Origin of the sequence: Microbispora sp. H13382, assembly GCF_014161445.1 — a bacterium.
Classification (GTDB): Bacteria; Actinomycetota; Actinomycetes; order Streptosporangiales; family Streptosporangiaceae; genus Microbispora.
In genome coordinates, this window is record NZ_JABBXA010000019.1 from 149,034 (window position 1) to 175,627 (window position 26,594).

Sequence of the window (26,594 nt, forward strand, 5' to 3'; positions counted from 1 at the left end):
GTTCTGTGTCGATGGTGAGCCGTGGCGGTTGTATGGCGGTAGCGCGGCGGTTGCGCGCCGGTTGTCTCCTTCCTTGACGATTTGACTCATCGCAGTCAGATTCGGGGATGTCATCCGATGGAGGGCGGGCTGTTGATCGAGTTCGGCGTTCTTGGACCGCTGGAGGTGCGCCGCGACGGAGTGGCCGTGGCGGTGGAGCCGGCGAAGTGGCGTCGTCTGCTGGCATTGCTGCTGTGCAAGGCGGGGGAACCGGTGGAGGTGCCGGCCTTGATCGAGGCGCTGTGGGACGGCCGCCCGCCCGCCAGCGCGCGTAAGAACCTCCAGAGCTATGTGCATCGGCTGCGGCATTCGATCGCCGGGCGGGAGCACATCGTGCGCAGCGCGGCCGGGTACGCGATCGTCGTCGGAGTGGACCAGATGGACGCGCTGCGTTTCGCGGATCTGGTGGACTGCGGACAAGGCGCCTATGACCGCGGGGACCTCGAATCGGCCAGCGCCGCACTGCGGCAGGCGTTGAAACTCTGGCGGGGCACGCCGTACGCGGATGTCAGCGATGTCGCACTCGTGACGCAGGAGGTCCGGCGGCTGGAGGAGGCGCAACTGCGCGCCCAGGAACTCAGCGTCTCCGTGGATTTGGACCTGGGCCGGCACAGTGCGCTGGTCGGAGAGCTGGGCCGGCTCGCCACGGCTCACCCGTATCGGGAGCGGCTGCGTTGCTACTGGATGCTGGCGTTATACCGCTCTGGTCGCCAAGCCGAGGCCCTGGAGGTCTTCCGAGACACGCGTGCCCTTCTGATCGGGGAACTCGGCATCGAGCCGGGGCCGGAGCTGCGTGCCCTCAACGAGCGGATCCTGCGCTCCGACCCCGCCCTCGGCCCGCCGCCGGCCGGAGGGCCGGTGGAGGTGCGCCCAGGCTTACCCGTGCCGCGGCAGCTGCCGAGCGATGTACCCGCTTTCACCGGCCGGGCGAGTGTCCTCCAAGCGCTGGACCGGCTGCTGCCCGCCGGCGGGACGGCTCCGGCGGGCGCGGTCGCGATCCCCCTCCTGTCGGGCACCGCGGGTGTGGGCAAGACGACGCTGGCGGTGCACTGGGCCCATCGGGTCGCCGCCGGGTTCCCGGATGGGCAGTTGTACGTCAATCTGCGCGGGTTCGACCCGAACGGGCCGGTGATGACGCCAGGCGAGGCGGTTCGGGGTTTCCTGCACGCCCTTGGCGTGTCGGCGGACGACATCCCGCCCGCCCTCGACGCGCAGGTGGCGTTGTACCGCAGCCTGCTGGCCGATCGACGGGTGCTGGTGGTGCTGGACAACGCACGCGACGCCGAGCAGGTGCGGCCGCTGTTGCCCGGCTCGTCCGGCTGCACGGCAGTGGTGACCAGTCGCGAGCAACTGGCCGGTCTGGTCGCGATGGAAGGTGCCTGTCCGCTCACCGTGGACCTGCTCACGGCCGCCGAATCCCGTCAACTGCTCGCCGGCCGCCTCGGGGCCGACCGGGTGAAGGCCGAAGCTCAAGCGGTGGAGGAGATCGTCGCCGCGTGCGCGGGGCTGCCCCTGGCACTGGCGATCGTGGCGGCGCGGGCCGCCACCCGGCCCGCGTTCCCGCTCGCGGCCGTGGCCGACGCGTTGAGCGACAGCGGTGATCTGTGGGCCGTGTTCTCCTGGAGCTACCGGACCCTCGGCGTCCGGGTGGCAGAGCTGTTCCGGCTGCTGAGCCTGCATCCCGGTCCCGATGTCACGGTGCCCGCCGCGGCCAGCCTGGCCGGCGTGCCGGCGGCTCAGACCCGGCGGCTGCTGGCCGAGCTGACCCGCGCCCACCTGCTCACCGAACAGGCCCCGGGCCGCTACGGCATGCATGACCTGCTGCGCGCGTACGCCGCCGAGCTGACACGGCGGTGGGACGGCGGCACCGATCGGCACGCGGCGCTGCACCGGATGTTCGACCACTACCTGCACACCGCTCACAGCGCGGCGCTGCTGCTGGACCCGTCTCGCGATCCGCTTTCGCTCGCCCCGGCACAGCCGGGGGTGACCGCCCGGCCCCTCATCGATCACCATGAGGCGCTGGCCTGGTTCGCCGCCGAGCACACGGTTCTCATCGGTGCCGTCCATCACGCGGCCGAGGCCGGGTTCGACACCCACGCCTGGCAATTGGTGTGGACACTGGCCGACTTCCTGACCCAGCGCGGGCGCCACGACCCGAACGCCTCAGGGCTCGGCGACGACACCCTGACCCACTACCGGCACGCCCTGTCGCAGTGGGAGAAGCTGACCGAATCCTCCGGCAGAGGCCGGACTCATCTCAGCCTCGCCCTGGCGTTCGCCCGGCAAGCCGGCTACCCCGACACGCTCCGCCACGCCGAGCAGGCGCTTCACCTGTTCCGCGCAGCCGGCCATCAGATCGGACAGGCCTTCGCCCTGGTGGGGATCTGGTGGGCCCACAGTCAGCTCGGCGATCACGGTCGAGCACTGCCCGCCTGTCAGGAGGTTCTGGCCCTGTACCAGCAGAGCGGCGACCGCTACGGCCAGGCGGCCGCCTGGGACAGCCTGGGTCAGACCCTGCACCACCTCGGCCGGCACGCCCAAGCCGTCGCGAGCTATCAGGAGGCTCTCGCACTCTTCCAGCAGCTCAGCGAACCGTACGGAGAGGCCTACACCCTCACCCGCCTCGGTGAGACGCAGCACGCCGCGGGCGATCGCGACGCCGCCTACCGAGCCTGGCTGCGCGCCCTTTCCATCCTCACAGAGCTCGGGCATCCCGACGCCGACACCCTGCGGACCAAACTGCGCGTTCTCGACCTCGCCTCGAGGACTCATGAGGCCGCGGGACACGGGTGTCACCGGCGTTCGGACGACGACGCCCAAGCCGGGTTTCCGCGCCGCGTCTCCAGCCCGGACGAGGCGCCGCTCCGGAGGGTGCCTACCGCGTACCGGGAAGCCGGACCGTGACGAGGAGACCGCCGTTGGGGCGGGGAACGAGGCCGAGGGTCCCGTCGTGGGCGCGGACGATGCTGTGCACGATGGCCAGGCCGAGGCCGACGCCTGCGTGTTCGTCGGTGCGTACGCGTTCTGTTCCGCGCCGGAAGGGTTCGGTGAGGGTCGGCACCAGTTCCGGTGGGAGCCGAGGGCCCGTGTTCGCGACCCGCAGCACGCTCGTGTCGTCGTACGCCTCGGTGTGGACCGTAACGGTGCCACCGGCGGGGAGGTTGTGGACGATGGCGTTCTGGACGAGGTTCGTCACCATCCGCAGCAGGAGCTCGGCGGAGCCGCTGGTCCGGGCCGCCCCGCCGGTGACGTCCAGCGTGATCCGGCGCTGTTCGGCGAGGGGCAGCAGTGTCTCTGTGGCCTCTTCGGCGACGAGGGAGAGGTCGACGCTCTCGCGGGTGAAGTTCCCGCGGTCGCCGCGGCTGAGCAGCAGGAGGGCCTCGGTGAGCTCGATCGCCCGCTGGTTGACGGTGTGCAGGCGTTCGATGAGCTCGTCCCGGTCCCGCGTGGGGTCCTTGCGGGCGACGTCGAGGAGCGTCCGCGAGATCGCCAGCGGGGTGCGCAGTTCGTGGGAGGCGTTCGCGGCGAACCTCCGTTGCTCGGCGACGTGGGATTCGATTTGTTCGAGCATGGTGTCGAACGCGTCGGCGAGTTCACGGAACTCGTCCTGGCGGCCCTTCATGCGGATCCGATGGGACAGGAGTCCGTTCGCGGTCTTCCGGGTGGCATCGGTGATCTGTGTGAGCGGTGCGAGCATCCGGCCGGCGAGGATCCATCCACCTATCAGGCCGAACGCCAGCAGAATGGCCAGCGCCTGGGCCGCGCGGGGGACGAAGGCGCGCTGGAGGTCGGTGCGGTTGGGGATGAACGGCGGGGCCGGCGCCCAGGGCCCGCCGCCCCTCAGCCCGGTAATCCACACACCGTCGGGTACGTAGCGCAGCAGGAACACCCAGACCACGGCCAGCAGGAGAGCGCCGGCGAGCATGAGGAACCCGGCGTAGCTGATGGTGAGTTTCCACCGGGCGCTGAGCCCTGGACGCCTGTTCATGGGTGCCCGGTGTCCGTGCCGGTGTCGATCCGGTAGCCGACGCCGGGCACCGTGGCGATGAGCCATGGTTCGCCGAGTCGTTTGCGCAGCGCGGAGACGGTGATGCGGACGGCGTTGGTGAAAGGGTCGGCGTTCTGGTCCCAGGCCCGCTCCAGGAGCTCTTCGGCGCTGACGACACCGCCTCCGGCGGCGGCGAGGACTTCGAGCACGGCGAACTGCTTGCGGGTGAGCGCGACGTAGCGTCCGTCGCGGAAGACCTCCCGGCGGAAGGGGTCCAGCCGGAGGCCCGCTATCTCGACGACCGGGGGCCGGGCGTGCGCGCGTCTGCGGTCGAGCGCCCGCAATCGCATCACGAGCTCTCGGAGGTCGAACGGTTTGGTGAGGTAGTCGTCGGCGCCGAGCTCGAACCCGGAAGCCTTGTCGTCGATGCGGTCGGCAGCGGTGAGCATGAGGATCGGCATACCGCTGCCTGAGGCGACGATGCGCCGGGCGACCTCGTCACCGGAGGGGCCGGGGATGTCGCGGTCGAGGACCACGAGGTCGTAGGAGTTGACGCTGAGCAGTTCCAGGGCGGCGTCGCCGTCGCCGGCGATGTCGGCGGCGATCGCCTCCAGCCGCAGACCGTCACGGACGGCTTCGGCCAGGTAGGGCTCGTCCTCCACGATCAGCACGCGCATGTCTGAAGCCTACGCAGCTCGACATATCGCCGAGGTATGCGAAGACGTGCGCCCGCCGGACACGCGACTCAGCCTGCCGACGCCGACGCCGGCGCGGGGCGCGGCCGGTCCGACGGCGCTTCCGCCGCCGTGGTGCGCCACCAGCGGCGCGACGCCAGCGCGGCCAGCACGGCGCCGGCGGCGTTGACCAGTACGTCGTCCACCGAGGACACCCGGTCAAGCTGCAGGACGTACTGGGCGATTTCGACCGCCATCGAGCAGCCTGCCCCGAGCGCCAGGATCCGCGGCACGGACGCCAGCGCCGCGAACCGCATCGGGGCGAAGAACCCCAGCGCCGCGAAGATCAGCAGGTTGCCGCCGATGCCGATCGGCCCCATCGTGAGCAGGTCCCGGAGCGGGATCAGACTTACCCGGCCGGGGACGATGCCGGCCCCCGGGCCCGGCATCATGGTGAGCCATACGAACGGCACCGTCCCGTAGACCATGCCCACCTCGGCCAGCGACGTCCGCCACTCCGATGTGGCGCCGGCGGCACGCCGGCTGCGCGCCAGAGCCCACACCGCCAGAGCGGCCAGCGGCAGCGCGACCAGCATCATCAGCAGCACGCCGTTCTCCGTGTCGTAGCAGCCGTGCCACCGCCCGGCGAAGCACTTCGGAGCGGACATCAGGAGCGGCCGCCGCACGACGAACGCCACGCCCGCCAGGCCGAGGATCGCCAGGCCGACGAGCACGATCCTGCGCGTGCGGCGGGGCGGTGGAGACAGGGATGCACTCCGGTTCATCAGCCGCCCGACCCCCCATCGGGCGAGGCCCCGGTGATGGCCTGCGTCTCCCGCCCGATCATGTCCTGCAGCGACACGCCCTCGGAGTCGCTGTTGCCGAGGATGACGCCGACCCAGCCGGTGTCCGGGTAGATGCTCCAGTTGGCGCCGACACCGGGGTTGCCGCCGGCGCGCTGGAACATCCACTGACCGTTGACGATGTCGATCGAGATCCCGTACGCCCCGAACGACGTCGGTCCGTGGGGAATCTTGGCCGCGGTGAGCACGTCGGACCAGGGACGGTCCAGCACCGTGCCGTCGCCCAGCGCCTGCGCGAACCGGACCAGATCCGGCGCGGTGGCGAAGCCGCCGTCCCCGGGGGCGTCGATGAAGCAGCGCCCCGGATTCTTGCCCAGTACGTACGGGGCCGGGCTGCCCTTGTCCAGGTTGCGGACGGCGTCCACCTGGCTGCCGTCGGCCAGCGTCATGTACGGGTGCGCGATGCGCCCGTCGGTGAGCCACTGCGGCCTGGTGTAGAACCCCGCGCCGGTCATGCCGCAGCGCTTGAAGATGTTCTCCTGGACGTAGTCCCAGTACGTCGAGCCGGTCACGGCCTCCACGATCAGCGCGGGAATGGTGACCTCGGCCTCCTGGTGGGTGGTGGAGGGAGTGCCCGGGACACCCACCAGCCTCGCCTGCCGGGCGCGCCGCACGTAGTGGTCGTGCACCTCCGCCCGGCTCTGGAAGACACGCCGCACGTCCTCGTCCGGGCTGTCCAGCCCGGAGGTGCCGGACAGCAGGTGGTGGACGGTCACCCGCTCGGCGACCTCCGGGTCGAAGCCCGTCAGGTATTTGCCCACCGTGTCGGACAGCCGCAACCTGCCTCGCTGGGCCAGTTGCAGAATGGCCACCGCGTGGAACGGCTTGCCTGCCGAACTGAGGCTGAACGCGGTGCCCTCGTGGTTGGGGATCCCCTTCTCCCTGTCCGCCATGCCGTAGCTGCGGGACAGCACCGTGCGGCCCCGGTGCGACAGCAACACCACACCGGAGAACTTGCCCTCGGCGGCCAGCCGCGCGATGTACCGGTCGTAGGCCCCGCCGGGCAGGGTGTCCCGCGGGACCCGGTCGCGCCGGGACGAGTCGGTGGGAGACGAGGCGGCGTGGCCGGCCCCGGCGCTCACCAGCGGCCCGCCGGCCGCCACCACGCCGGCGGCCGCCAGCCCGCCCCATCTGACCAGCCGCCGCCGGTCGATGCCCCGTGCCGAATCCGAGTCCATGATCACGGTCCTTCCTGGATCGACGAATCCGGCGCTGATAGTGATTCGCGGTGGTTCATGCCTCCACTGAAGACGCGAGGCTGTTGCGGCGGCGTATGCGGTTTTCGATACGTCCGCGATACACCGGGACGGCCGGCACCGCCCCGATGAGCGCCACGGCACACTTGCGGGCATGACAACCACCCCCCAGGCGGCCACACGGACAACCGCCGCCCGGCGTCACCGTTTCGCCGCCTTCCTGGTCGACAATGTGATCCTTCTCGCAGCCAACACTGCGACCGGGCTGGTGCTGGGGATCGCCGGTCAGCCCGAGGCCGACGAGGCGGATTACCTCACCACGCTGCTCAACCCCTACGCGGAGGCCGACTGGCCCCTGCAGATCGCGATCATCGCCGCGGGCGCTGCCTACTTCTGGGTGCAGCACGCCCTGTGGGGCCAGACGCTCGGTAAGCGGCTGTACCGCCTGAAGGTGGTGCCCGCCGGGACCGGAGCGACGCTCACCCATCGCCAGGTGGGGATCCGGACGCTCGTCCACCCCCTCCTGAGTTCGGCGGCCCCGTATCTCGGGCCGGTGCTCTATCTCGTCGACGCCCTGTGGATCTTCGGCGACCCCGGGCGGCGCTGCCTGCACGACGTCATCGCCGGGACCGTCGTGGTGGACGTGCCCGCCCCCGGCACGAAGGCGTCGAGGAGGTCCGGTTTCCTGATCGGGCTCGTCGTCCTCGTTTCCGTCTTCGCCGCCTTCGTGCTGGTCACCACGCTGCTGGCGGCGTAGTCGCCGTTCACCGCTCATCGGCCGGGACGCCGTACCCGGACGCCCGGAACAGGAAGGAGGCCCAGGAGCGGTAGGGCCGCCACGCCTCGGCCACTTTCCGGTACGCAGCGGGCGGAGCGTCCTCCGGCAGGCCGTACGCCTCGCGCAGGATCGCGAACAGGCGGGGTTCGTCGCCCGGGAACGCGTCCGGCGCGCCCGCGCCGCGGATCAGGATCAGGCCGGCCGAGAACGGCCCCACGCCGGGCAGGGCCCGCAGCTCGGCCAGCGCCTCCTGGGGGTCGAGCGCGCGCAGATGCTCGGCGGTGAGCACGCCGTCGAGCGCCGCGCGGGCCAGCCCGCGCAGCCACTCCTCCTTCTGCGCGGGCAGGCCGAGGCCGCCCGCCTCCAGCAACGTCATGGGCGGGGGGAAGGCGGCGTACGGCTCCCGGTCCACGGTCACCTGCGCGCCGTACCGCTCCGCGATGCGCTGTTTGAGCCGGGCGGCGACGAGCATCGACGAGCGCTGCACGATGACCGCCCAGCAGGCCGCCTCCCAGGGGCTCCAGAAGCACAACGGCCGCAGTCCGGGGCTCTTCCGTTGCAGGTCGCCGAGCACCGGGTCGGCGTCACCCGCCTCGGCGAAGCCGGAGCCGTCCACGTCGAGGGACAGGATGCGCGCCACCTCGCCCCGGATCCCCGGCCCGGCGGCCCGCGTCGTGGCGACGGCGACCCCGTCCGGCGCGGCGGTCACGGTCACGCCGATCGGCAGCCAGTCGGACTCGGCGCAGTAGGCGAAGCACAGCGCCCGCCCGTCGGAGGGGAGCCCGCTGGTGGCCGGCCAGTCCTCGACGAAGCGCAACGTGGCGCCGAAGTCGAACGGGCCCTGTGCCGTGAGCGTGAAACCGTGCCTGGTCATGGGCCTCATCGTACGAGCCCGGACAGACAAAGGATCTTGCCGCACGGTTCGGCCGCCGCCCGGCCCCGCCCTGCCGGGGCGCCACGAGACCCCGCCACCCTGCCCGAAAGATTTCGGGTAGCTAGTTGCAAGTTTCACTGTTGCCATACCACTCTTGTTGCCTATTCTTCCGTTGCACCGGATTTCCGGAGCAACACAAACCGGACTAACCAGCACTTATATCCCCATCGCAAAGCAGGGCATCGTGGCGAAAATTTCGGTGACGTGTGGTGAGTGCAGGCGGGATCACCCTGCCCGACCTGCCTGCCCCGTCGTGCGAGAGGAAGGTGCGGCGTGACGGCGGAGGAGTACACGCGCCGGCTGGCGCAGTTGATCTCAGAGGTGTCGGACGGCGAGATCACCGTCGAGGAGGTGCTCGCCGCCGGTCACTCGCTGTCGGCGCTCGGCCTCACCTCGTTCGCGCGGATCCGGCTCATCGACGCGATCGAGCACGCTTTCGGCGTCGAGATGGACCTGAGCGACGAGCTCGCCTCCTTCGAGGACGTCGGCACCCTGTCCGCCCTGGTGGCCCGGGCCCCGGCAGTCGGAGGGACGGCAGTCGGAGGGACGGCACGCGCATGGTGACGGTGGCGTTCAGCGGCGCGCGGGACGGCGAGGCGCCGCTGACCTGGGGACAGCGACTGATATGGCGGGCGGTCCACCTGATGGGCGACAGCCAGACGTTCCTGAGCTGCCCGTGGGTGCTCCCGGTGTACGGCAGACGTGACGTCGGCAGCGTTCTGGACGCGCTGCGCGTACTGCTCGAACGCCACGAGAGCCTGCGTACGACCTTCGCCCTCACTCCGGAGGGGCCGGTGCAGCGGGTCGCACGCGGTGGCGAGCTGACCGTGGACGTCGTGGAGGCGGGACAGGACCGGGCGCTGCGGGTCGCCGAGCGGGTCGCGGGTGAGCTGGGCCGGACGGCCTTCGTCCACGATCGGGACCTGCCGCTGCGCTGCGCCCTCGTCGTCAAGAACGACCGCCCGATGGCGCTGGCGATCGCCTTCTCCCATCTGGCGGTGGACTTCCAGGCGCTGAACACGCTCTCGGAGGAGTGGAAGGTCCTGCTGCGCGGCGAGAAACCGCCGCCCGCCGAGTGGCAGCCGATGGACCAGGCGGCCGCGGAGCTCGAGGAGCCGTACCCCGCCCGCTCGGCCAAGTCCATCCGATACTGGCACTCCGTGCTGGCGGACGGGCCGCTCGACGTGTTCGACCATCCGCCGCGCGAGGCGGACGACCCGCGGTTCATCGAGGTCGGCATGGAGTCGACGGCGCTCGCCGTGGCGGCGCAACGGCTGGCGGAGCGCTGGACGATCAGCACGACCAGTGTGCTGCTCGCCGCCTGCGCCACCGTGCTGGCCACGGTGAGCGGCCGCCCGCGCGCGGTCATGCAGCTCGTGCACAGCAACCGCCGCGACCCGCGCACCCACGCGATGGTCGGCACCGTGGAACAGGACGGCCTGTTCGTGCTCGACCTGCCCGCCACGGACTTCGCCGCCGCCTGCCGGGCCGCGCAGCGGGGGGCGCTCAGGGCGTACCGCAACGCGCACTACGACCCGTTCGAGATGCAGGCCATGCGGGAGGAGATCGGCCGCCGCCGCGGCCGGGAGCCGGACCTCGACGCCTTCTTCAACGACAGGCGGACCGTCGGCACCTGGCCGGGCCTGCCTCCCGTCGGCCCTGACGAGGACGTGGCCCGCCTCACCAGTCAGACCCGGACGTACGTCACGAACGCCTGGCCCGGCGTCCGGTTCAAGGCGTTCTTCACGGTCGTCTCGGCCCCCGACACCGGGCAGCTCAGCCTCATCGTTGACACCGCCTACCTGCCCCGGGAGGTCGCCGAGGCCATGCTGCGCGGAGTCGAGGCCCTGCTGGTCCGCGCCCTCACCGAGGACGTCCCGATGACCGCCGTCCCCAAGGTGTGCGGGATCGGCCCGTACGCCGGGAGCCCGACCTAAAGATCCCACCGCAGTTCCTCCCCGAGCAATCCGCCGCCGGCGACCTCGTCGATCGCGGCGGCGATCGGTGGATCGTCCAGTGCGAACCGTTCGGCGAGATGCCGGGCCAGCAGGAGCAGGGCGGCACGCCGGGCGGCCTCCGGGGCACGTCGCAGCCGGGCGTCGAGGTCCGGGTCCGCATGTCCGAACCGGAGCCGTTCGAACGGCGCGCCGAGCGGAGGATCGACGAGGATCGCCTGCCGCGTGCCGTCGCCCCACTCACCGTCCAGGCAGGCGCCGGTGGACAACCAGCCCGGGAACCTCCGCCAGGATCTCGCCACCGGCCGCGAAGGTCAGCCGTTCGCCACGCACGAACCTCGTCGGCCGTCATCGGCGTCCTTTGATTCGAGGGTGGGCGTCAGGACTGCTGGACCGCCAGGCGCAGACCGAAGCCGATGACGATGAGGCCGGTGAGCCGGTCCAGGGCGCGCTTGACCACGGGCCTGCGCAGCCAGCCCCGCATCATGCCGGTGAACCCGATGAGCACGGCGCTCCACACGAGCGCCTCGCACACGTGGACGCCCGCCAGGAGCACGCCCATCACCGCGTGCGGCACGCCCTCGGGCATGAACTGGGGCAGGACCGCGACGTAGAAGGCGCCCACCTTCGGGTTGAGCAGGTTGGTCAGCAGGCCCCGCCGGAACGCCTGTCCCCACCCGGCGTCCGCCGGGCCGGGCGGCGCCACGTCGTCCGCCCGGCTGTCGCGGCTGTGCCAGAGCATCCTGGCGCCCATCCAGATCAGGTACGCGACGCCCGCCCACCGCAGCACCTCGTACGCCACCTGCGAGGCGGTGAGGAGCGCGGACAGGCCGGCGGCCGTGAGCAGGCCCCACAGCAGGGTGCCGGCCTGGATGCCGAGCACCACGGCCCAGGCCGGCCTCCGGCCGGCGAGCAGCGACGTACGCAGGATCAGGGCGGTGTCCAGACCGGGCGTGAGCGTGAGGAATGCCACGATGACCGCGAACGAGGCGAGCGCACCATTAATGTCCACGATCGGTCACCGTAGCCCACGCCCACATCTGCGCATGGCGGGATTCCGGGCGCAGGGGATGTTCGGATTTTCACGGCAGACCACAGAAAGGAACCGCGGTTTAGCATCGAAAGCATGGACGAACCAATGCCGGTCAGGCTTGCGGACGGCCGCGATCTGAAATGCGACACGTGTGAGAACGAGCTGTTCGAGCAGCACCGGTGGAAGCTGCAGACCACGGGCATGACGTTCATGAATCTCGACTGGGCCAACCGCGACGCCACCTGCTTCGTGTGCAGCAGTTGCCGTCGCATCCACTGGTTCCACTGGTGATCTCGCCGCCGGATCGGGCGGCATCGGCGACGCGTCACGCCGTGCGGGACACGATTACGACGGCGCCAGGACCAGGACCGCGTGGTCGGGCGCCACGCTCGCCAGCCGGAGACGGATGTCGCCGATCCTGCCGGGCCGTCCCATGGCCAGCGTCAGCCCGCCTTCGGTGCGGCAGCGGCCGTTGACGCAGTCCTGACTGACGTCGGTGTTCATGCCCTCGACGCGGAAGGTCCCCCCGCCCGCTTCGAAACGCAGCCGCACCTCGCCCCGGTCGACAGAGACGACCGTGATCACGTCGAGGCCGGTCTTCCGGTCGAGCCGCAGCCGGTCCCCCGGGCGGACCTCCACCTCGCAGTCCGCGCGTCGGCACGCCTGCGGGTCGTCCGCGGCCCTGACGACCGAAGGGGCGGGCGAGGGCGAGGCCGCTGCGGGGACCGTGGCCGTCGCCGGGCCACCCGGGGCAGCGGGCCGCGACCGCACCTCAGGCTGCGGCGTCCCGCACGCCGTGAGCAGCACGGCCATCGGTACGGCGACGAGGCCGGCCCGGCCGATCAGGCGGGACGCGTACGGCCTTGGACACATGACTCTCCCCCGCGACGGCTGTGCCGTTCCATGGCACCGGCGACCGGCCGTCTCCGCCGCGGCGGGCAGGCCCGGGCCCGATGCTCAACGTGGTCGAGCCTTCCCCGAGCCCGGCGGCCCCAATCCGAAGATCGGGAGTCACAGGCTGAGGGCGCCGGTGATCTGGCGGGCGGTCCTGCGCACGGCCGCGCCCAGGCGCGGCAGCGCCGCCGTCCCCACCGCTCCCGCCGGGGCCGCGACCGCGACAGCCATGCACACCCCGCCGTCCGGGCCGAAGACCGGCGCGGCCGCGCAGCACACGCCCTCGGCGAACTCCTCCCGCGCGTAACCCACGCCCTCCCCTCGGACGGCGGCGAGTTCACGTTCCAGCGCGGCCGGGCCGGTCACCGTGCGGCCCGTCACCGTGCGGCCGGTCACCCGCCGCAGGGCCGGGGCGGCGAGGAACGCCGTACGCAGGCCCGCGTCGTGGGCGAGGAGCACCTTGCCCGCGGCCGTGCAGTACAGCGGCGCCCGGTCCAGGCCGTCGGAGGGTGATTTGACCCGGTTGTGCCCGTACAGCCGCTCGACGTACGCGACCTCGAACCCGTCCGGCACGGCCAGGTTGACCGTCTGCCGGGTCGCCTCGTACAGCTGGAGCAGGTGCGGCAGGACCGCCTTGCGGGAGCCGGGCAGGCGGCGCCCCTGGACCGCCCAGCCGCGCGGCGCCACGAGGTCGGCGACGCGGCCGCCGACCGTGTAGTCGCCGCCCGTGCGCGTGACCAGGCCCCGCCGCTGCAGGGTCCCGAGCAGGCGGTGGGTGGTGGTTTTGGAGAACCCGGTGGACCGGTGCACCTGGGTGAGGTTCATCGGCCGCATGCCGGCGGCCAGGCACAGGAGAATCTCGATCCCGCGTTCCAGGCTGCCCAGGGCGGAGGCCGCCTCCGCCCGGCGATCCGACGCTACGAACAAGCCCACCCCACCACGCTCGTGATCCGGATCATGACCGGCCAGCGGTCACCCTAGTCGCGCCTCGCCACGCATGCGGGGAGAACGCGGTTACTCCGCGGGAGCCGCCGGCCCGGCCCGGCGGCCGGCTTCGTCGCACCGGCTCACCGGCCGGGTCCTCACCCTCGGCGGCGGTCTGGGGCTCCCCCGAAGCGCCGGCCGGAGAGCTTCATCGGGCCCCCGGCCGGCGCCGGGCCTCAGTTCACCTCGACGCTCTCCAGTACGCCGAGGGCGTCGGGGACCAGGACGGCCGCCGAATAGTAGGTGGTCACCAGGTAGGAGATGATCGCCTTGTCGTCGATGTCCATGAAGCGCACCGACAGGCCGGGCTCGTACTCGTCCACCAGCCCGGTGCGGCGCAGGCCGACCACGCCCTGCTTCTCGGCGCCGGTGCGCATCACCACGATCGAGCTGAGCCCGCCCTCGGTGATGGGGATCTTGTCGCAGGGCAGGATCGGCACCCCCCGCCACGCCATGACCGTCGCCCCGTTCACCTCGGTGACGTCCGGATACACCCCGCGCCGGGTGCACTGCCGTCCGAAGGCGGCGATGGCCCGGGGATGGGCGAGGAAGTAGTGCGAGCTGCGCCGCCGGGCGAGCAGCTCGTCGAGGTCGTCGGGGGTGGGCGGGCCGGAGCGGGTGTGCACGCGCTGCTTGAGATCGGCGTTGTGCAGCAACCCGAAGTCGCGGTTGTTGACCAGCTCGTGCTCCTGACGCTCCCGCAACGCCTCGATCGTCAGCCGCAACTGCTGCTCGGTCTGGTTCATCGGCTCGTTGTACAGATCCGCCACCCGCGAATGCACCCGCAGAATCGTCTGCGCCACACTCAACTCGTACTCACGCGGCCCCAGCTCGTAATCCACGAACGTCCCCGGCAGCGTCGCCTCACCCTCATGCCCCGCCGCCAGCGCGATCTCCGCCTCGCCGTACCGGTTCACCGGCCGCGCCACGGGGGGACGGCCGAGATGCTCGCGCAGGCCGCCGGACAACGCGGTCAGGTTGTCCAGCGCCGACCGCTCGAGGACGAGAACGATGCAGGAGGTGAGGGCCTTGGCGGGCGCGGCGCCCGGGCCGGTGAGGTCTCCCAGGTGGTCTCCGTCGGCCAGGACCTGGAGCAGGGCCTCGCCGCCGTACGCGCCGGCGCCGACGCGTGCGATCTTGCCGTGGGCGACGAGCACCACCTGTCCCGGCGGCACCGGCTCGCCCGGGCGCAGGTCGTGCTGGACGAACCGGTCCGCCAGCGCTCCAAGGGTGTCCAGGTCGCCGTAGTCGTGCAGGGACGGCAGTTCACACAGCTCGGGCGGGACGACCCGCACCCGCGCCCCGGTGGAGACGAAGCTCACCCGCCCGTCCCCCACCGTGCAGGTGAGCCGGCGGTTGACCCGGTAGACGCCGCCCTGGACCTCCGTCCACGGCAGCACCCGGAGCAGGTGCCGCGGAGTGATCTCCCGCATCTGCGGCGGCGTCTTGGCGGTGGTCGCCAGGTTCCGCGCGGCGGCCGTGCTCAGGGTCAGACGTGGCGCGGTCATGGCGCCCCCACCGGGAGCGGATCAGCCGGCGCCGCGAGATCGGACGACGCGAGAGTGGGCGCCGTCACGGACGACGCCGTGAGCGCCGGCGACCGGTGAGCGGGCGGCGCCAGGGAGAGGATGCGTGCGGTGGCCGTGCCGAGGCCCGTCGGACCCTGGGACCACCGGGCCGCCGGACCCCTGCGCAGTTCCTCCTCGAAGTAGCGCCGGGACCGCTCGTGCCAGCGCAGGATCGCCGCCATCCAGTTGCGCAGGTCGGACACGTATCCCTCGACCGACCTCCGCACGTCCTCCCGCGCCTCGATGCGGTCGAGCAGGGCGGGCAGGTCGACGGTGGTGATGTGCTCGAACTGCCTCATCCTGCTGGTCATGAGCGCGTCCACCACGGTCACCGCCTCGTCGGGCGCGCAGCCGAGGAAGGTGCCCAGCACCACGACGGCGTTGTGCAGCTCCCCCTCGAACTGGATCTCCTTCTGGTAGGAGAACAGGTCGTTCAGCAGGCACGCGTAGTCCTGCGCGGCATCGGTCATGCCCAGGAACTCGCGGGTGCGGTGGATCTCCATGGGGATGACCCGGCCCGGCGCCAGCCTGGCCAGGCTCATCGTCATCTGCGAGCCGAACGTCCTGCGCCGCATCTCGATGTAGTCGATCGGCTCGGGCACGCGGTGCTGGGCCTGGTTGGCCAGCTCCCACACCCAGCTGTCGATCATCTCCTCGACGGCGGCGCGGAAGGCCCGGCGGGAGCCCTCGGGCAGCGGCCCGGCGGTGCGCGGCCACAGGTCGGCCAGCCCGCGTTCCAGCCCGGTCATCGGGGTCAGGCGCGGAACGAGGTCCAGCGGCATGAACTCCTTGAGCCGCCGGTTGCCGAGCTTCGCGCCGACCAGGTCGCGGGCCGGCCCGTAGACCCGCGGATAGTAGTCGTCGCCGTACGTCCCCCAGGCCAGCCAGTTGGTGGCCAGGATCAGTTCGCCGGCCGTGGCGTCCGGGTTGATGCCGGACGCGCACAGGGCGAGGTCGAAACCGACGAGTTGCGGTTCGGTCCACACGGCGGTCGCCGGAATCCCGGGGACCCCGTCGAAGAAACCCATGGCGGCACACCATTCGACGTCCGCCGTTCGCGCCGCGTCCAGGTGCGGGTTGTCGCGCACCTCGAACGGCATGTACGGCTTCGGCCGCCGTACCGAGACCTGCTGGTACGGCGTGTGCGTGTGGTTGCGCAGGCCGCCCGCGCCCGTGAGGTGGGCGCGGGAGACGTTGACGCCGAGCGGCCCGGGGAGGCTCCCGGACTTGGTGTAGCGACTGGAGGCGGTGTGCCACGCGTGTCCTCCCGCCTGCCAGTCCTGCAGTCCTTTCACGTAGCTCAGGACCGGCGCCTGCTCGGGCGGCAGGACCCCTTCGTCGGCGAAGAGGGCCGCAAGCTCGGTCAGCGCGGTGTGCTCGAACTGGTGCAGCCGGGAGGTGAGCAGATCGTTGGTGATCTCCACGGCCCGCGCGGTGTCGCAGCCGAAGAAGCGCTCGCAGACCAGCACGCAGTTGGACAGCTCGCCCTCCTTCAGCACCTCCCGCTCGTAGGAGAACAGGTCGTTGCGCAGGTGCACGGCGTCGGCGAACGACTCCGTCAGCACCCGGACCGGCCGGGAGCCCGCCAGCCGGGCCGGCAGTTCCGCGCCGGCCGCGTGCTCCACCAGCGCGGCCGACCACGGGGCGCCGCCGACCTTCCTGCGTTCCTCGATGTACTCGATCGGGTTGGAGACGGCCTCCCGCTCGATGTGGAACAGCTCCCACATCGACTCCTGCAGGAGGTCACGGGTGACCCGGACGAACCGGCGCCGCCACGCCTCCGACATGGCGGGCACCGTCCTGGGCCACAGGTCGGCCAGTCCCCGCTCCACCGGGTTCGTCGGCTCGGGCGGGTCGTCCGACATGAACGCGTCGAGCCGGTCCAGGTAGTCCTGGGCGCCGTCCAGGTCCCTGCTGCGCTTGAACGTCTCCAGGAAGTGGTCGTCGAAGTAGAAGACCCACACGTACCAGTCCGTGACCAGGTCCAGTTCGGGGGCGGAGCAGTCGGGATGGGTGTAGGCGCACATCAGGCCGTAGTCCATCGCCTCGAGCGACTCCTCGGTCCAGATGTCCGGGTCGTCGAGCATGCCCATGTCCGCCGCCCACCTCCGGGTGTGCGCCCGGGCGGTCTCCACGTGCGGGTTCAGCCGGGGCGGATAGGGGAGGTAGAAGTCCGGCAGCCGGTAGGAGGACATCAGAGGACCTCGACACTCTCCAGGATGGCGAGGGCGTCGGGGACCAGGACGGCCGCCGAATAGTAGGTGGTCACCAGGTAGGAGATGATCGCCTTGTCGTCGATGCCCATGAAGCGCACCGACAGGCCGGGCTCGTACTCGTCCACCAGCCCGGTGCGGCGCAGGCCGACCACGCCCTGGTCCTTCTCCCCCAGGCGCATGACCATGATCGAGCTGATGCCCTTGTCGTTGACCGGGATCTTGTTGCACGGCAGCATCGGCACGCCGCGCCAGGCCGGCGCCTTCTGGCCGCTGAACTCCACCGTCTGCGGGTAGATGCCCCTGCTGTTGCACTGGCGGGCGAAGGCCGCGATCGCCTTGGGGTGGGCGAACATGACGCTCGGGTTCTTCCACACCATGGTGAGCAGCTCGTCGAGGTCGTCGGGGGTGGGCGGGCCGGAGCGGGTGTGCACGCGCTGCTTGAGATCGGCGTTGTGCAGCAACCCGAAGTCGCGGTTGTTGACCAGCTCGTGCTCCTGACGCTCCCGCAACGCCTCGATCGTCAGCCGCAACTGCTGCTCGGTCTGGTTCATCGGCTCGTTGTACAGATCCGCCACCCGCGAATGCACCCGCAGAATCGTCTGCGCCACACTCAGCTCGTACTCACGCGGCCCCAGCTCGTAATCCACGAACGTCCCCGGCAACGTCGCCTCACCCTCATGCCCCGCCGCCAGCGCGATCTCCGCCTCGCCGTACCGGTTCACCGGCCGGTCCGGGTCCCCGTGGTAGGCCTGCACGTGCTCACGCAGGCTGTCCGACAGGGTGAGCAGCCGTTCGAACTCGTCCCTGCCGAGGGTGAGCACGGTGCACGGCGTCACGGCCTTGACCGTCCACTCCCATCGCGCGTCCGCGTTCACCAGCATCTGCTCGCCGACGTACTCGCCGTCGGCCAGCACGCCGAGCAGCGTCTCGTTGCCGTACGCCCCCTGGCCGTGCTTGTCCACCTTGCCGTGAGCCAGGAGCACGACCTCGTCCATCGGGGTGCCGGCCTCGGCGATGACCTGGCCGGCCTCGTACTCCCTCTGGGTGAACAGGTCCGCCATCGCGGCGAGCACGTCGGGGTCGCCGAAGCCGCGCAGGGCGGGAAGCTCGCACAACTCGGCGGAGATGACCCGCACGTCCGCCCCGGTCGAGACGAACGTCACCCGCCCGTCGGCCATCTGGTAGGTCAGCCGCCGGTTGACGCGGTAGGCGCCGCCCACCGCCTCGATCCACGGCAGCACGCGCAGCAGATGACGGGAGGTGATCTCCTGCATCTGCGGCGGGGTCTTGGTCGTCGTGGCCAGGTTGCGCGCGGCCCTGGTGCTCAGGCTGAGCCGGTTGTCGTTCGGCATGGTGGTTTCGGTCACAGCACTTCACCCCATCTGTTGTCGGCACGGCGGCCGGTGTTTCGGTGACTGGTCACGCTCGTCGCCGAGCGGCGGAGGGGGAGAAAAGGTCAGAGTCGTTCCGGCCGGGGACGGCCCCGGCCCGCGTACGGCCCCGCGCGGGCGCACCAGACGCACCGGGCGCGGCGGGTGGCCGTACGACCGGGCGTGGAGCAGGCCGGAGTGGTCGCGGCGGCGGAAGTCGTGGGAGAGGCGGGCGTACCGGTCGCACGCCTCACCGGACGCGGCGGGTGAGCCGCTCGGTGAGCACCGCGAGCGCCCGTGCCGCCTCCGGGGCGATCGCCTCGTCGCGCAGCGCCTCGATCGCCTGCCCGGCCCGCAGGGCGATGAGCTCCTCGACCTCGTCGAGGGCGCCGGTGTCCACGATGACCCGCCGGAGCTCGGCCGCCCGCCGCTCGTCCAGACCCGGGTCGCCGTGCCAGGTCCGCAGCAGGTCCCGTTCGGGTCCCCGTGCCCGTGCGTACGCGTGCGCCATGAGCACGGTCCGCTTGCCCTCACGCAGGTCGTCGAGGACCGGCTTGCCGGTGACGGCGGGATCGCCGAAGACGCCGAGGACGTCGTCGCGCAGCTGGAACGCCTCCCCCAGCGGCAGCCCGAACCGGGAGTAGGCCTCCAGCAGAGCGGGCGGCGCCCCGGCGAGCGCCCCGCCGATCTGCAGCGGGCGCTCCACCGTGTAGCGGGCGGTCTTGTAGCGGATCACCATCAGGGCCTGTTCGACGTCCGCGTCCGCGCGCGTGTGCGCCAGGATGTCGAGGTACTGCCCGGTGACGACCTCTGTGCGCATCCGGTTGAACAACTCGCGCGCCGCCCGCCCGCGCACGTCGCCGGTGGTGGCGTCCGCGAGCAGCTCGTCCGCCCACGCCTGCGCGAGCACGCCGAGCAGGATCGCGGCGGACCGGCCGAAGGTCTCCGCTCCCGGCCACCGCGGAGCCCGGGCGAGCCCCCTGTGGATGGTCGGGCGTCCACGGCGCAGCTCGCTGCCGTCCATGACGTCGTCGTGGATCAGCAGACCGGCGTGGTAGAGCTCCAGCGCCGCACCGGTGACGACGGCCCGGTCCTCGTGCGGCTCCTCGCCGCCGGCGCCCCGCCAGCCCCAGTAGCACAGCAGCGGCCGGACGCGCTTACCTCCCTCGACGACGAACTCGCGCAGCAGCCGGTAGCCCTCGGCGACGTCCGGGTCGCCGACCGGGGGACGCCTCGCGTCGAGGAAATCGGCCAGCAGTTCGTCGACCCGCCTCCGTACCCGGCCGGTCATGCCGGTGATGGACGTGTCCACGATTCCCGCCGTCATGGTCGGTCTCCTCCGCTCGACGAGCCGGTACCCCTTGCGGAAAGTTACTTAATGAACACGCAAAGTAGAACCTCCCGTTCCGATAGCCGGAACTTCTCGCCACTCAGTCCGCTCTGCCGAATGTGTGATCACGGAGATCCTCAAGCGCATGGCCGCGGGCCTGACCGACGAGGCGATCGCGCTGCGGCTCTGCAAGCACTCTCATGAAGGACGAGCCTGGTGAGGCTCCCGCCGTCGGCAACCCGATTCCGTCGTCGACTGGGCCGGGTTGCAGTTCCGAGCAGAACCGGCGACGACGGACCCCGCTCAGCGACAGGTTCTCGTGGCGACGTCGTCGAAATGCCGGCAGTCGAACCGGGCGACGCTCTCGGCGTCCCAGCCGTGCAGGACGAAACTCGCAGCCCCTGTCTTGATCGGAACACCCTGAGCCGTCAGCAGCCCGCGGAAGGTGAGGTGCACGCCGTCGTACTCACGGGCGACAGCCCTCCAGTCGACGAGAGACCGGCCATCCTCACATGTGGCATATCTACTCACTAACGACCCGACGTCCGCGGGGCGGTCGATCGTGAAGATCCTCACGTTCTCCGGCTCGAAGGCAAGGGAGTATTCGGTGAGCTGGGCGGGGTCGGCAGGAACGTAGGAACTCTCGATGGCGGCTTGCCACGAGCTGCGCCCCCGGTCGACCAGCGACGATGTCCAGAGCCTGTACGGTGAGATCGCGAACTTCGGCACCGGTGCGGAATTCCGCAGGCAGGATCACGGCGACCGATCCGCCCTTCTGCCGCCGCTGCGAGCAGGCGGTGTGTTCCCGCAATCCACATCTCCAGCGCCGATCCTCGGCAACACCTCGGGGGCTGGTCCCGTCTTCCCGGAAGGATCGGATTCAATTCAGGCGGGTGGCACCGGAGTGGCAAGGTGAAGAATGAGTGGTTCCCGTGCCATCACACTCGCCGGCCAGGGCGGAGAACTTCCCGGACCGCCGTCGATGACGAACCAGTCGGCGTGGAAAAGAGGCAGAACAGCTCCGTTGATATCGACACGAGGAGCGGATTCGATGCTGCTCCCCCTTTTCCCGTGACGCCAGTCGTCCCAGGGGCTTCCCGGCACGTCGTCTCGGGACCCGCAGCCCGCCGTCGTCGCCGAGATCACGAGAAGAAGCGTGAGGCGAGGAGCGAAGGACGCCATCCGTCAGCCACCTTTTCATGGGCGTCGGGCGGCGGAGATTCTCCGCCGCCCGCGAATCGTCGGGCCGTTCTCCGAAATCCGCCACCAGGGCGGGGGTCAGCAGGTGATGTCTCGCTCGGTGCTGTCCATGCTGCCTCCGAACTTCGCCCCGCTCGCCGAGTCGTAGTAGCCGCTGCCATGCCCCATGTAGGTGCCGTCTGTACAGGTGTTGGCGCTGTTGGTACTCACGTAGGATTTGTTGTAAACCGTCTTGTCTCCGCGGGGCGCATACTGCGTCCAGGCCCAGAAATCATCCTTGAGCAGGTCAACGGTGACGCGTACCCGAGGTTGGGCGCTAGGAAGCCGGCAGGGCGGCCAGGCTCGTCCGTCAGCTGAGGATGCGGCCGTGGCGGTCGCGGGCTTTCAGTCGCACGGTGGGCATCTCGGGGGCGGGCAGCCGACGCTCCCCGCCAGGGACGACGCCGAAGCGGTCGCCCCGCGCCCAGTCGTCGCGCGCCCGCGCGATCTCCTCGTGCGAACGGCCGACGAAGTTCCACCACATCACCAGGGGCTCCTCGAACGGCGTGCCACCCAGCACGAACAGCCGGGCCGGGCCGGCCGCCTCGATCGGGACCTCCGTACGGCCCCGGCCGAGGTAGAGCAGCGAGCCCGGTGCCAGCGCGACCCCGGCCACGTCGGCCGTGCCCGACATGGCCAGCACCGCCGTCTCGAAGGCCGGGTCCACCGGCAGCCTGTGCTCTCCCGGTCCCGCGAACAGCACCTCGGCCCCGAGCAGCGGGGTGTGCACGAGGGCGGGCGAGCGCAGCGGCCCGGCCTCCCCCACCACGACGGTCACCGTGACGTTCCCCTCGCGTAGCACGGGCAGCGCGGCGTGGTGCTCGAACCGCGCCTCCCCGTGCCGGGCGTCCTCCGGCAGCGCGACCCACAACTGCAGCCCGTGCATGCCCGGCGGGTGCTCCTGCGGCGACTGCTCCGAGTGGGCGATGCCGTGGGCGGCGGTCATCAGGTTGAGCTGCCCGGGCACGATCGGCTGGACGTTGCCGAGGCTGTCGCGGTGCAGGATCTCCCCCTCGGCGAGCCACGTGACCGTCTGCAGGCCGGTGTGGGGATGCGGCGGCACCTGCATGCCCGGCCGGCCGCTCACGTCGTCGGGTCCGAAGTGGTCGACGAAGCACCACGCGCCGACCATGCGGCGCGGGCGCTGCGGGAGCAGCCGCCGCACGGTCGTGTACCGGCCGAGCGGCACGTCGTGGCCGGGCATGAGCACGCTCTCCGGCTCCGCTTCGGTCGCGCCCGTGCCGCCGTGCAACACGGTGCAGCCGTACAACGCCGACTCCCCGGGGCTCACTTCGATCCCTCCCCGCCGTCGAGGGAGAACCGGGCCCGCCGGTCGGCGGGCACCAGATCGAGGTACTCCGGGTGCCGCGCGATGTACCGCTGCACGAACGGGCAGAACGGCAGGACCGACAGCCCCGCGTCGCGGGCGGCGTCGAGCGCCGCGCGGACCAGCGTCGAGCCGAGGCCCCGGCCCTCGAAGGCCGGGTCGATCTCGGTGTGGGTGAGGGAGATCGCCGGTCCCTTGAGCCGGTAGTCGGCGAAGCCGGCGAGGGCGCCGTCCACGGTGATCTCGAAGCGGCTCGCCTCCGGGTTGTCGGCGACCTGCGGTTCCGTCTGTGCCATGGGATTTCCTTCCGGGATCGTCAGGCGGCGATCGTCGCGTGCATCTCCCACACGAGGATCTCGGCGGGCTCGGTGGCGGTGACCTTCTGCCCACCGGTGGCGGTGAAGCGTACGGCGTCACCGGTCTCCAGGGTGCCCGCGCCCTCCAGGGTGACGCTTCCCCGGGGGACGAACAGGTGCAGGAACGGCGCCTCGGGCAGTTCCACGGTCTGGCCCGGCTGGAGACGTGCGGCGTACAGCGCGGCGTACCGGTTCTTGATCCGGATGGCGGCCTCGCCGTCGTGCTTGTCCATGCCGCTGGCGACCGGCACCAGGCCGCCGGCCAGCAGCTCGTTCTCGATCTCCAGCTGCTCGTAGCCGGGAGCGATGCCGGGCTCGTCGGGGACCACCCACATCTGGACGAAGTGCACGGGCTTGTCGTGCGTGTCGCCGCCGGTCAGCCGCCAGGAGTCGTTCTTCTCCGAGTGCAGGATGCCGGTGCCGGCGCTCATGCGCTGGGCCAGGCCGGGGTAGATGACGCCGTTGTGGCCCTCGGAGTCCTGGTGGACCAGGGACCCCTGGAGCACCCAGGTGACGATCTCCATGTCGCGGTGCGGGTGCGTCTCGAAGCCGGTGCCCGGGTGGACGACGTCGTCGTTGTTGACCAGCAGCAGCCCGTGGTGGGTGTTGCCGGCGTCGTAGTGGCCGCCGAACGAGAACGAGTGCTTGGAATCCAGCCAGGAGATGCGGGTCGCGAAACGGTCTGCCGCCCGGCGGATGTCCACACGAGGGGTCAGCCTGGTCGTGGTCATGAGTGCCCTTTCCTCGTCGCCATGTAGATGATGCGTCATCTACTGGTGCTCCTCAACATACATGACGAGTCATTGATTCCGGATAGCCTGGGAGACATGGACAGCCCACGGTGGCTCGACGCGGACGAGCAGCGCGCCTGGCGGGCGTACCTGCGCATGCAGGGCCGCCTCACGGCCCGGCTGAACCGGCAACTGCAGGCCGACTCGGGTCTGTCCCTGGCGGACTACGAGGTTCTCGTGCACCTCACCGACCGGGAGGAAGGGCGGCTGCGGCCGTTCGAGCTGCAGCGCGACCTCCAGTGGGAGCAGAGCCGGCTGTCCCACCACCTGACCCGGATGGAGCGCCGGGGGCTCGTCAGCCGGGAGGAGTGCGCGGACGACGGCCGCGGCGCGTTCGTCGTGATCACGGAGGAGGGCCGCCGGGTCATCACCACGGCGGCCCCCGGACACGTGGAGACCGTGCGGCGCCTGTTCTTCGACGGGCTCACCCGCGACCAGGTCGCCGCGCTCGAACGGCTCGCCGCGGACGTCCTCGACCGGCTCGATCAGGGAGCGTCCCGTGATCTTTTGCCGCCGCAAAGAGCGCGGCAGGCGAGGCAACGATCACGGGACGCGACCTAACTGACGAGCCCCTCGGGGAAGACGACGTCGGCGACGCCGGGGACGGTACGGGCGACCAGCTCGGCGATGCGGGCCGACCGCTCGTCTCCCGGACCGTACAGCTCGACCACGCCGTCGCGCACGGCCGCGCCGAAGGACGCCGTGTCGGCGCAGTCGCGCAGCGCCGCGAGCACGTCCTCGCGGATCCGCTCGTCGCCCTGGGCCAGCAGGCCCATCAGGTCGCGCCGGCTGACGATCCCCACGAGTTCGTCGTCACGCGTGACGGGCACGCTCTTCACGCCCGTCGTGATCATCAGTTCGACCAGGTCCATGGTGTCGGCGCCGTCCCCGACGGTGGCGACGCGCGGCGTCATGACCTCCTCGACGAGTGCGGGCGGCCTGCCGGTGGGCAGGGCCTCGGGGCGCAGGAACCCCCGGGGGTTGGCGCCGAACTCGCCGCGCAGCAGGTCCATCTCGCTGACGACGCCGACCATCCGCCCGGCCGCGTCGACCACCGGCGCGGCCGTGATGTCCTGCTCGTACAGCAGGCGGACGGCCTGTTTGATCGTCGCGGTGCGCCGGACCGTCACCACCGGCGTCGTCATGATCTCGCGGACCAGCATGTGACCACCTCCTACGCGGCCGGCGCGAGGGCGAGCGTGCCACCGGGCGCCGGTCCGACCCTCGCGCCGAACTCCCGGCAGATCCCGTCGAGCGTCGCGAGCAGCCACTCGCGGTCCTCGCGGCGGGCGTGCCGCAGCCGCATCCGCACGGCCCGCATCGGCGCCATCCGCAGCTCGAGCAGCCGCCCCGTCGCGGCATCGGCCGTCACGAAGTACAGCAGCCGCAGGTCGTCGCGGTACTGCTCGTAGCCGGTGATGCCCTCGTAGTCGTCGATGAAGTCGCCGCAGCCGTAGAGGATCAGCCGGTCCCGGTACACCTCGGCCGGCCGGGGATGGTGGGAGGAGTGGCCGTGGACGAGGTCGACGCCGCCCTCGGCCAGCGCGTGCGCGAACTCGACCTGGTCGTCCTCGACCTCGTAGCCCCAGTTGGACCCCCAGTGGACGGAGACGACCGCGATGTCCCCCGGCTGCTTGACCTGCCGTACGCGCCGGACCGTCTGCGCCGCGGCGTCGCGAGTGGGCCCGGGGAGATAGGCGACGCCGGGCCGGTCCCGGGCCGCCGCCCATTCGCCGGGGACGCCGCTGGACGACATCGCCACGGCGAAGACCAGGACCCGTCCGCCGCCCGGCAGGGCCACGACCGCGGGCCGCCACGCCTCGTCCTCGTCCCGTCCCGCGCCCGCCTGGTCCAGCCCCGCCCCCGCCAGCGCGTCCAGCGTCTCCGTGAGCCCGTGTACGCCGAAGTCGAGCACGTGGTTGTTGGCCAGCACGCACACGTCGGGCCGGGCCACGGCCAGGGCAGGGATGTTGGCCGGGTTCATCCGGTAATGAACTTGCTTGCCCGGCGCGAAGTCACGGCTGCGGGTGACACTCGTCTCCAGGTTCAGCACGCGCACGTCGGGGGCGGCCTCGTCGAGGACCTCAAGGGCGTCGCCCCAGGGCCAGGAGTAGCCGACCGGGCGCGGGATCGGGCCGTTGGCCGCCTCCGCCAGTTCGACGTACTCCCGGGCGTCCCGGACGCACGACTCCTCCAGCGCGGGGTCACCGGGGCACGGGAGTATCTGGTCGACGCCCCGGCCCAGCATGACGTCACCGCACAGGAACAGCGTCACCGGGTCCCCCGCCGCCGACCGCATCTCACCCCTCCTCGGTGAGTACCGCACAGCGGGCGCCGCCCGGGCAGTGGGGGAAGCCCTTGTGATGGGCCAGCCACAGGCGGACGAGGGCGGCTTCGAGGTCGCGCACGTCCAGCCCCGCCTCGGCGGCGATCTCCCGCAGCCGATCGAGGGGGTGGGGTTCCGCGCCGAGCAGCCCGGCGTGCCGCCCGGCCTCCACTGCCCGGTCGTCCGGCGGCGGGTCCACTCCCGGCCAGACGCCGCGCAGCTCGCGCAGGAACAGCGCGACCGTCACCGGACCCCAGCCGGGCAGCGCGTGCAGCGCGGCGCGGGTCTCGTCCAGGCCGCCCCCGCGCAGCGCGCCGACCTCGCCACCCACCGACTCGGCGAGGCGGAGCAGGCGGGTGGCCGTGCGGTAGTCGTAACGGGCGTAGCCGCCGCGATCGAGGATCTCGACCAGTTCCTCCCAGGTGCGGCCCTCGACGTCGGAGATCCCGCGCACCCCCGCCTCGGCCATCGCCCGGTAGGTCCGTACCGCGATCGCGGCGGAGATCCGGGCGCCGAACAGCGTCGCCGCGAGCAGCCACCGCTCGACCTCGCGGTCCCCCCGGTCGACGTCGATGCCCATCTCACGGGAGAACCGGCCGCCCAGGGTCTCGACGAGACGGCACGCGCGGTCCGGCAGGCGGGTCAGGTCCCCGTCCGCCGTGGTACGGCTCCGCGTCCTGGATGTCACACTCCTATCCTCCCCCCTGGCCGCCCGCCGCCACCGGGCGGC

At 71.4% G+C, this 26,594-nt stretch carries 27 protein-coding genes; 6 read left to right on the plus strand and 21 right to left on the minus strand.

What is annotated here, in order from left to right:
- Positions 1-117: 117 nt before the first annotated feature.
- A complete protein-coding gene (locus HHX41_RS30585) occupies positions 118-2,946 on the plus strand; it encodes a BTAD domain-containing putative transcriptional regulator (protein ID WP_182908717.1) in 2,829 nt (942 codons plus the stop codon).
- Here the strand turns inward: HHX41_RS30585 and HHX41_RS30590 are convergent.
- The 4 genes from HHX41_RS30590 to HHX41_RS30605 all read right to left on the minus strand — a co-directional run bounded on the left by HHX41_RS30590 (position 2,918) and on the right by HHX41_RS30605 (position 6,745).
- Entirely contained in the window at positions 2,918-4,030 is a 1,113-nt protein-coding gene (locus tag HHX41_RS30590) for a HAMP domain-containing sensor histidine kinase (protein WP_182908718.1), read from the minus strand. The two genes, HHX41_RS30585 and HHX41_RS30590, sit on opposite strands and share 29 nt — an antisense overlap.
- Positions 4,027-4,707, minus strand: a complete 681-nt coding sequence (locus tag HHX41_RS30595; protein WP_182908719.1) for a response regulator transcription factor — start codon at positions 4,705-4,707, stop codon at positions 4,027-4,029. Before HHX41_RS30595 ends, HHX41_RS30590 begins: the two co-directional genes overlap by 4 nt.
- 68 nt (positions 4,708-4,775) lie before the next feature.
- Complete coding sequence (locus tag HHX41_RS30600) at positions 4,776-5,489, minus strand: VanZ family protein (protein WP_182908720.1); 714 nt, start codon at positions 5,487-5,489, stop codon at positions 4,776-4,778.
- The gene (locus tag HHX41_RS30605; RefSeq protein WP_169988766.1) at positions 5,489-6,745 is read right to left on the minus strand and encodes a serine hydrolase; all 1,257 of its coding nucleotides are present in this window, start codon (positions 6,743-6,745) and stop codon (positions 5,489-5,491) included. Before HHX41_RS30605 ends, HHX41_RS30600 begins: the two co-directional genes overlap by 1 nt.
- A 172-nt stretch (positions 6,746-6,917) precedes the next feature.
- Between HHX41_RS30605 and HHX41_RS30610 the strand changes: the two genes are divergently transcribed.
- Complete coding sequence (locus HHX41_RS30610) at positions 6,918-7,520, plus strand: RDD family protein (RefSeq protein WP_182908721.1); 603 nt, start codon at positions 6,918-6,920, stop codon at positions 7,518-7,520.
- 7 nt (positions 7,521-7,527) lie between these two features.
- On the opposite strand, the gene HHX41_RS30615 is transcribed toward HHX41_RS30610, so the two are convergent.
- Complete coding sequence (locus tag HHX41_RS30615; protein ID WP_182908722.1) at positions 7,528-8,415, minus strand: DNA-3-methyladenine glycosylase; 888 nt, start codon at positions 8,413-8,415, stop codon at positions 7,528-7,530.
- Between the two features lie 333 nt (positions 8,416-8,748).
- On the opposite strand from HHX41_RS30615, the gene HHX41_RS30620 reads away from it, so the two are divergent.
- Complete coding sequence (locus HHX41_RS30620) at positions 8,749-9,039, plus strand: acyl carrier protein (RefSeq protein WP_182908723.1); 291 nt, start codon at positions 8,749-8,751, stop codon at positions 9,037-9,039.
- On the plus strand, positions 9,033-10,412 hold the full coding sequence (locus HHX41_RS30625; RefSeq protein WP_182908724.1) for a condensation domain-containing protein: 1,380 nt from the start codon (positions 9,033-9,035) through the stop codon (positions 10,410-10,412). The genes HHX41_RS30620 and HHX41_RS30625 overlap by 7 nt, the downstream gene beginning before the upstream one ends.
- On the opposite strand, the gene HHX41_RS30630 is transcribed toward HHX41_RS30625, so the two are convergent.
- Both HHX41_RS30630 and HHX41_RS30635 read right to left on the minus strand, forming a co-directional pair.
- Entirely contained in the window at positions 10,409-10,732 is a 324-nt protein-coding gene (locus tag HHX41_RS30630) for a hypothetical protein (protein ID WP_182908725.1), read from the minus strand. The genes HHX41_RS30625 and HHX41_RS30630 overlap by 4 nt on opposite strands.
- A gap of 77 nt (positions 10,733-10,809) precedes the next feature.
- Positions 10,810-11,442, minus strand: coding sequence for a LysE family translocator (locus tag HHX41_RS30635; RefSeq protein WP_182908726.1), 633 nt, complete (start codon positions 11,440-11,442; stop codon positions 10,810-10,812).
- Positions 11,443-11,556: 114 nt separating this feature from the next.
- On the opposite strand from HHX41_RS30635, the gene HHX41_RS30640 reads away from it, so the two are divergent.
- Positions 11,557-11,754 (plus strand): hypothetical protein, encoded by a 198-nt coding sequence (locus HHX41_RS30640; RefSeq protein ID WP_169988753.1) that lies wholly within the window; start codon positions 11,557-11,559, stop codon positions 11,752-11,754.
- 54 nt (positions 11,755-11,808) lie between these two features.
- On the opposite strand, the gene HHX41_RS30645 is transcribed toward HHX41_RS30640, so the two are convergent.
- From HHX41_RS30645 to HHX41_RS30690, 11 genes are all read right to left on the minus strand, one after another.
- A complete protein-coding gene (locus tag HHX41_RS30645) occupies positions 11,809-12,336 on the minus strand; it encodes a hypothetical protein (RefSeq protein ID WP_182908727.1) in 528 nt (175 codons plus the stop codon).
- Positions 12,337-12,474: 138 nt separating this feature from the next.
- Positions 12,475-13,290, minus strand: a complete 816-nt coding sequence (locus HHX41_RS30650; RefSeq protein WP_182908728.1) for an IclR family transcriptional regulator — start codon at positions 13,288-13,290, stop codon at positions 12,475-12,477.
- A 227-nt stretch (positions 13,291-13,517) separates the two neighbouring features.
- Positions 13,518-14,849, minus strand: a complete 1,332-nt coding sequence (locus HHX41_RS30655; protein WP_182908729.1) for a family 2B encapsulin nanocompartment shell protein — start codon at positions 14,847-14,849, stop codon at positions 13,518-13,520.
- Complete coding sequence (locus tag HHX41_RS30660) at positions 14,846-17,104, minus strand: terpene synthase family protein (RefSeq protein WP_220504563.1); 2,259 nt, start codon at positions 17,102-17,104, stop codon at positions 14,846-14,848. The genes HHX41_RS30655 and HHX41_RS30660 overlap by 4 nt, the downstream gene beginning before the upstream one ends.
- On the minus strand, positions 17,104-18,477 hold the full coding sequence (locus HHX41_RS30665; protein ID WP_182908755.1) for a family 2B encapsulin nanocompartment shell protein: 1,374 nt from the start codon (positions 18,475-18,477) through the stop codon (positions 17,104-17,106). Before HHX41_RS30665 ends, HHX41_RS30660 begins: the two co-directional genes overlap by 1 nt.
- A gap of 268 nt (positions 18,478-18,745) precedes the next feature.
- Positions 18,746-19,822, minus strand: coding sequence for a polyprenyl synthetase family protein (locus HHX41_RS30670; protein WP_259401424.1), 1,077 nt, complete (start codon positions 19,820-19,822; stop codon positions 18,746-18,748).
- A 306-nt stretch (positions 19,823-20,128) separates the two neighbouring features.
- Positions 20,129-20,554 (minus strand): hypothetical protein, encoded by a 426-nt coding sequence (locus HHX41_RS30675; protein WP_182908730.1) that lies wholly within the window; start codon positions 20,552-20,554, stop codon positions 20,129-20,131.
- 549 nt (positions 20,555-21,103) lie between these two features.
- Positions 21,104-21,235: a hypothetical protein gene (locus HHX41_RS41155; RefSeq protein WP_259401425.1), complete on the minus strand. Its 132-nt coding sequence runs from the start codon at positions 21,233-21,235 to the stop codon at positions 21,104-21,106.
- Positions 21,236-21,374: 139 nt separating this feature from the next.
- Entirely contained in the window at positions 21,375-22,355 is a 981-nt protein-coding gene (locus tag HHX41_RS30680; RefSeq protein ID WP_220504564.1) for a pirin family protein, read from the minus strand.
- Positions 22,352-22,687 carry a GNAT family N-acetyltransferase gene (locus HHX41_RS30685; protein ID WP_169988743.1) on the minus strand — a complete coding sequence of 112 codons (336 nt, stop codon included), beginning with the start codon at positions 22,685-22,687 and terminating at the stop codon, positions 22,352-22,354. Before HHX41_RS30685 ends, HHX41_RS30680 begins: the two co-directional genes overlap by 4 nt.
- Before the next feature lie 20 nt (positions 22,688-22,707).
- Positions 22,708-23,478 carry a pirin-like bicupin family protein gene (locus HHX41_RS30690; protein WP_182908731.1) on the minus strand — a complete coding sequence of 257 codons (771 nt, stop codon included), beginning with the start codon at positions 23,476-23,478 and terminating at the stop codon, positions 22,708-22,710.
- 96 nt (positions 23,479-23,574) lie between these two features.
- On the opposite strand from HHX41_RS30690, the gene HHX41_RS30695 reads away from it, so the two are divergent.
- On the plus strand, positions 23,575-24,099 hold the full coding sequence (locus tag HHX41_RS30695) for a MarR family winged helix-turn-helix transcriptional regulator (protein WP_182908732.1): 525 nt from the start codon (positions 23,575-23,577) through the stop codon (positions 24,097-24,099).
- On the opposite strand, the gene HHX41_RS30700 is transcribed toward HHX41_RS30695, so the two are convergent.
- The 3 genes from HHX41_RS30700 to HHX41_RS30710 are packed head-to-tail and all read right to left on the minus strand — an operon-like array spanning position 24,096 to position 26,552.
- Positions 24,096-24,701 carry a CBS domain-containing protein gene (locus tag HHX41_RS30700; protein WP_169988738.1) on the minus strand — a complete coding sequence of 202 codons (606 nt, stop codon included), beginning with the start codon at positions 24,699-24,701 and terminating at the stop codon, positions 24,096-24,098. The genes HHX41_RS30695 and HHX41_RS30700 overlap by 4 nt on opposite strands.
- Positions 24,702-24,712: 11 nt before the next feature.
- On the minus strand, positions 24,713-25,837 hold the full coding sequence (locus HHX41_RS30705; protein ID WP_182908733.1) for a CapA family protein: 1,125 nt from the start codon (positions 25,835-25,837) through the stop codon (positions 24,713-24,715).
- A gap of 1 nt (position 25,838) precedes the next feature.
- Positions 25,839-26,552 (minus strand): hypothetical protein, encoded by a 714-nt coding sequence (locus tag HHX41_RS30710; RefSeq protein WP_182908734.1) that lies wholly within the window; start codon positions 26,550-26,552, stop codon positions 25,839-25,841.
- Positions 26,553-26,594 lie beyond the last annotated feature (42 nt).